Raw genomic sequence first — 4610 nt, forward strand, 5'->3', positions numbered from 1 at the left:
CCCCCGAGCCGGAAGAGGCCCCCCTCCCCTCCGCCAATGCTCCCCTGGCCCCGGTTCGGGTCAGCGAAGAGATGCTGCCGCCTCCCACCTTGTCGAGCCATGCGGAATCCCCCAAAGCCCCCACGGAAAACAAGAAGGGCCCGGTGCCCCATCCGCTGGAAAACCGTAACATACCACCGCCACCGGTCGATCCGCCCAAACCCCTGGTGGCCACCGGCAAAACCCCCGGCGGGGAGTTGAGTCCGCCCCAGCCGCTGCCCGCGGTGACACCGTCCGCCCCGGTCGTGGCGCCGCCTCCTCCCGCGCCGCCCGCGGTGACGGCCAAGGCCCCCGCGCCGCCGCCACCCAAACCCCTCGCCGCCAAACCCGCCGAGGAGACCGCGCCAACTCCCGACCAGGACGAGGAGGAGAAACCCGCCTCCCCCGTTCCGCCCCCGGAATCGGCCCACGCCACCCCCGTGAAGGAGGTGAACGCCGCCGAACTCGAACGGGCCAACAACTGGGTGGCCCGCGCCGCCGCACCCAAACAGTGGGAATGGCCGGTGAAAGGCCCCGTGGTGCAACAGTTCGGCAAGAAGGGGGGCCGGACCTTCACCGGCATCGATATCGCCGCCAATGCGGGAACCCCGGTGCGCGCCACCGCCGACGGCGTGGTCTCCTACGCCATCAACGGCCATCAGGCCCTGGGCAACCTCATCATCCTGCGTCACGGCGGCGGCTTCATGACCGCTTATGCCCACAACGCCCAGATTCTGGTCAAACAAGGGCAAAAAGTGCGTCAGGGCGACCAGATCGCCACCGTGGGCCAAAGCGGCGAGGTCGATACCCCCCGACTGCACTTCGAACTGCGCAAACGCATCAAACCCCTCAACCCCCTGACCTATCTGCCGAAGAATAGCAACTGACCATGGACAACCCCCTCGTCATTCAGGAAGATGATTTTCATATCCTGCCCTCCCACGACAGCGTCACCGGAGAGCGGCTCACACAACGCCTCCTGGCCTGGCAGGAGGGCCGGCAACCCGCCTTCCTGCGGCTGCTCGGCACGGCGCAAGAGTCGCTGGAGCTGACACGACAATGGGAACAAACCATCCGGCAACGCGCCTCCCGAGTGGTGCTGCTCGGCATCGGCGGCAGCTCCCTGGGCGGGGAGATGCTGGCCTCAGCCCACGGCAACCCGGAAGGTCTGCCGGTGCGCTTCTGCGACAACGTCGACCCCCGCTCCCTGGCCTCCCTGTCCACTGTGGACTGGCGGGAAACCTTCCTGCTGGTGATCAGTAAATCAGGCGGCACCGCCGAAACCCTGAGCCAGTTCCTGAGCCTGCTGCCCACCCTGGAACGCCTGCCGGACCTGAAACAACGGGTCTGCGTGGTCACCGGCGTGCCGCAAAGCCCCCTGGGGCGCATGGCCAAAGCCCTGGAACTGCCCATTCTGCCCTTCCCCGAAGTGGGAGGCCGCTTTTCGGTGCTGTCGGTGGTGGGACTGCTGCCCGCGGCTCTGGCCGGTGTACCCGTGGAACGGATCATGGCCGGCGCACTTGCCGCCCAACCCGGACTGCTCGATACCGACCCGGAACGCAACCGCGCCCTGCGCATGGCCCTCAGCCAGTTCCACCTCTCCCTGGCCGGCCGCAGCCAAAGCGTCTGGGTGGCCTACGGCGACCATCTGCACCGCCTCACCGCCTGGTATGCCCAACTCTGCGCGGAAAGCCTCGGCAAAATCGATCAACAGGGCCAACATCGCGGCCTCACCCCCCTCTCCGCCCGAGGCGTCACCGATCAGCACTCGGTGCTGCAACTCTTCCTGGACGGCCCGCGAGACAAACAATTCACCCTGCTTTTCGACCCGGAACTGGCCACGGAAGGCGCCGTCGCAGCCAATCGCTTCCCGGAAATCCAGGAATTGGCCCTGCTGGCCAACCGCCCCCTGGGACAACTCTTCACGGCGGAATTCCACGGCACCCGCGACACCCTGATTCACCAGGGCCTGCCGGTACGCACCGTGCTGCTGCCCGCCAGCCGCCCGGAAGCCCTCGGCGCCCTGATTCTTCAAGCCGAGGTGGAGATCGCCCTGCTGGCGGAGATGTTCCATATCGATGCCTATGATCAGCCGGCCGTGGAAGAAAGTAAAATCCGGGCCATGGCCTATCTGGCAAAATAGAGAATTTCCAGGTAAAGATGGATGTTCAGGTATACGGGGGTTCGGGGGGGATTATCCCCCCCCCGACGGGTCCAGGGCAGCGCCCTGGGACTTTGCCTTGTCCTTCAGGCTCGCCACGCTCACAGCCAACTTTTTCGGGGGCCTTTTCCCGAAAAAGTTGGCCAAAAAGCGAGCCCGCCTTGGCTGGCCTTGGGAGTCGATCAGCCTTTTGATCGATTCCCAAGGCCAGCGCATTGCCCGTGAAAGGCGACCACCGTCCGGCCCTGGCAGAAGGCGAATCGGTGAGGCTGATTCGCCTTCTGCCAGGTAATAAAATCCCCGCCAGGTCGTCGAACCTCCGGGATGAGGCCCCGGAGGTTCGACTCCCGGTTTTTTGGGCGGGGAAAGGATAGAGGAAAAAGATTAAGGATAGAGGGAAAAGATTAAGGAAAAGTCCTGAGGGGGCAGCAGAGCTCCCCCTCAGCCTCCCCCAACCCTTTTTATAAATAGAGGCAAAGAGGTTAGTTACCCGGATCGGTCCTCCCGTGGGTTGCGTCCTCTTTTCTCGCCTCGTGTTGGAGTGTGAAATGAACCGCATGATCGACGCCTTGCGCAATCAACTCGCCAACCAGGGACTGCAGGAGACGGGACGCCTCCTCCACAATCTGCCCCCGGCCCTGCTCTACGAGGAGATCGTGCGGCGTCAGGAAGGATGCATCACCAACAACGGCGCGGTGGTGGTGCAAACAGGTCGCTACACCGGACGCTCCCCGAACGACCGCTTCGTGGTCGACGAACCCTCCAGCCGCCATCAGGTGGCCTGGGGCCGGGTCAACCAACCCTTCGACGAAGAACGCTACATGCGCCTGCGCAGCCGCATGCTGGCCTATCTGCAACGGCGAGACCTCTTCGTGCAAGACGTCTGCGCCTGCCACCATCCGCAACATCGCCGCCGGGTGCGTCTGGTGACGGAACTGGCCTGGCACGCCCTCTTCGCCCGTAATCTCTTCATCAACGGATCCATGCCCCGGGACACCCTGGCCATCCCCGATCTGAACATCATCGCCGCACCCCACTTCGCCGCCGACCCCAAACAGGACGGCACCAACAGCGAAGCCTTCATCATCCTGCATCCCGGTCGGCGGGAGGTGCTGATCGGCGCCACCCACTACGCCGGAGAAAACAAAAAATCGATATTCTCCATGCTCAACTACCTGCTGCCCCAGGAAGGGGTGCTGCCCATGCACTGCAGCGCCAACGTGGGCGAACGGGGGAACGTGGCCATCTTTTTCGGTCTCTCCGGCACCGGCAAAACCACCCTTTCCACCGACGTACACCGCCGCATGATCGGTGACGACGAACACGGCTGGGGCCCCCAGGGCGTCTTCAACTTCGAAGGCGGCTGCTACGCCAAAGCCATCCGGCTGTCCGCCCAGGCGGAACCGGAGATCTGGGCCTGCACCCGGCGTTTCGGCACCGTGCTGGAAAACGTGGTCTGCCATCCGGAGACCCGCGAACTGGATCTCGACTCGGAAGCCCTGACGGAAAACACCCGCGCCGCCTATCCCCTGGCCTTTCTGGACAACATCCAGCCCGACAGTCAGGGCGGTCATCCGGAACACGTCATCATGCTCACCGCCGACGCCTTCGGCGTTTTGCCTCCCGTGGCCCGATTGACCCCGGATCAGGCCATGTACCATTTCCTTTCGGGTTATACCGCCAAGCTGGCAGGAACCGAACGCGGCATCAAGGATCCGGTGGCGTCGTTCTCCTCCTGTTTCGGCGAACCTTTCATGGTGCAGGATCCGACGGTTTACGCCACGATGCTGGGGGAACGACTGGCGCAACACGGCTCCCGCTGCTGGCTGGTCAACACGGGCTGGACCGGCGGACCCTTCGGAGAAGGCAGCCGCATGCCCATCCAAGAGACGCGCAACATCGTCAACCGCATTCTGGCCAACGAACTGGACACCATTCCCACCCGCGAGGATTCCCTGTTCCGTTTTCAAGTTCCCTTGGCGATTCCGGCAATGAGCAGTAACCTGATGCAACCCCGTCAAACCTGGCGGGACGGAGAGGCCTACGATTATCAGGCAAGGCAGTTGGCCAAACGCTTCGCGGATAACTTCACCCGCCACGCCAGCAAGGTGAGCCTCGCAGTGAGAGAGAGCGGACCAAGCGTATAAAGATCTTTTCAATCTTTTAAGTATCAAAAAAAGGAAATGTTCTCTCCTTTGACTTTTTCCTGGGTCCGTTCCTATAAATGAACCAATAAGATGTAACTATTCAGACTCCAGCACAGCGCGGCATGATCCTGTCAACGGCGGAAGGAAAAGTCCCAGGGGTGCCCCCTGGACCCCATGGGGTTGAAGGTCAACGGCGAAAGGATAAAGTCCCAGGGCGCCGCCCTGGACCCGTCGGGGAGGATAATCGACCCCGTATACCTGAACAGATACGAGAATTTAAGATA

At 63.0% G+C, this 4610-nt stretch carries 3 protein-coding genes; all 3 read left to right on the forward strand.

What is annotated here, in order from left to right:
* A partial coding sequence (locus HQL56_18405; protein ID MBF0311490.1) for a M23 family metallopeptidase occupies positions 1-905 on the forward strand: 905 nt, incomplete at its 5' end.
* Positions 906-907: 2 nt separating this feature from the next.
* Positions 908-2161, forward strand: coding sequence for a glucose-6-phosphate isomerase (locus HQL56_18410; protein MBF0311491.1), 1254 nt, complete (start codon positions 908-910; stop codon positions 2159-2161).
* Positions 2162-2727: 566 nt separating this feature from the next.
* Positions 2728-4326: a phosphoenolpyruvate carboxykinase (ATP) gene (gene pckA / locus HQL56_18415; protein ID MBF0311492.1), complete on the forward strand. Its 1599-nt coding sequence runs from the start codon at positions 2728-2730 to the stop codon at positions 4324-4326.
* Positions 4327-4610 lie beyond the last annotated feature (284 nt).

Source organism: Magnetococcales bacterium, assembly GCA_015231925.1.
Classification (GTDB): domain Bacteria; phylum Pseudomonadota; class Magnetococcia; order Magnetococcales; family JADGAQ01; genus JADGAQ01.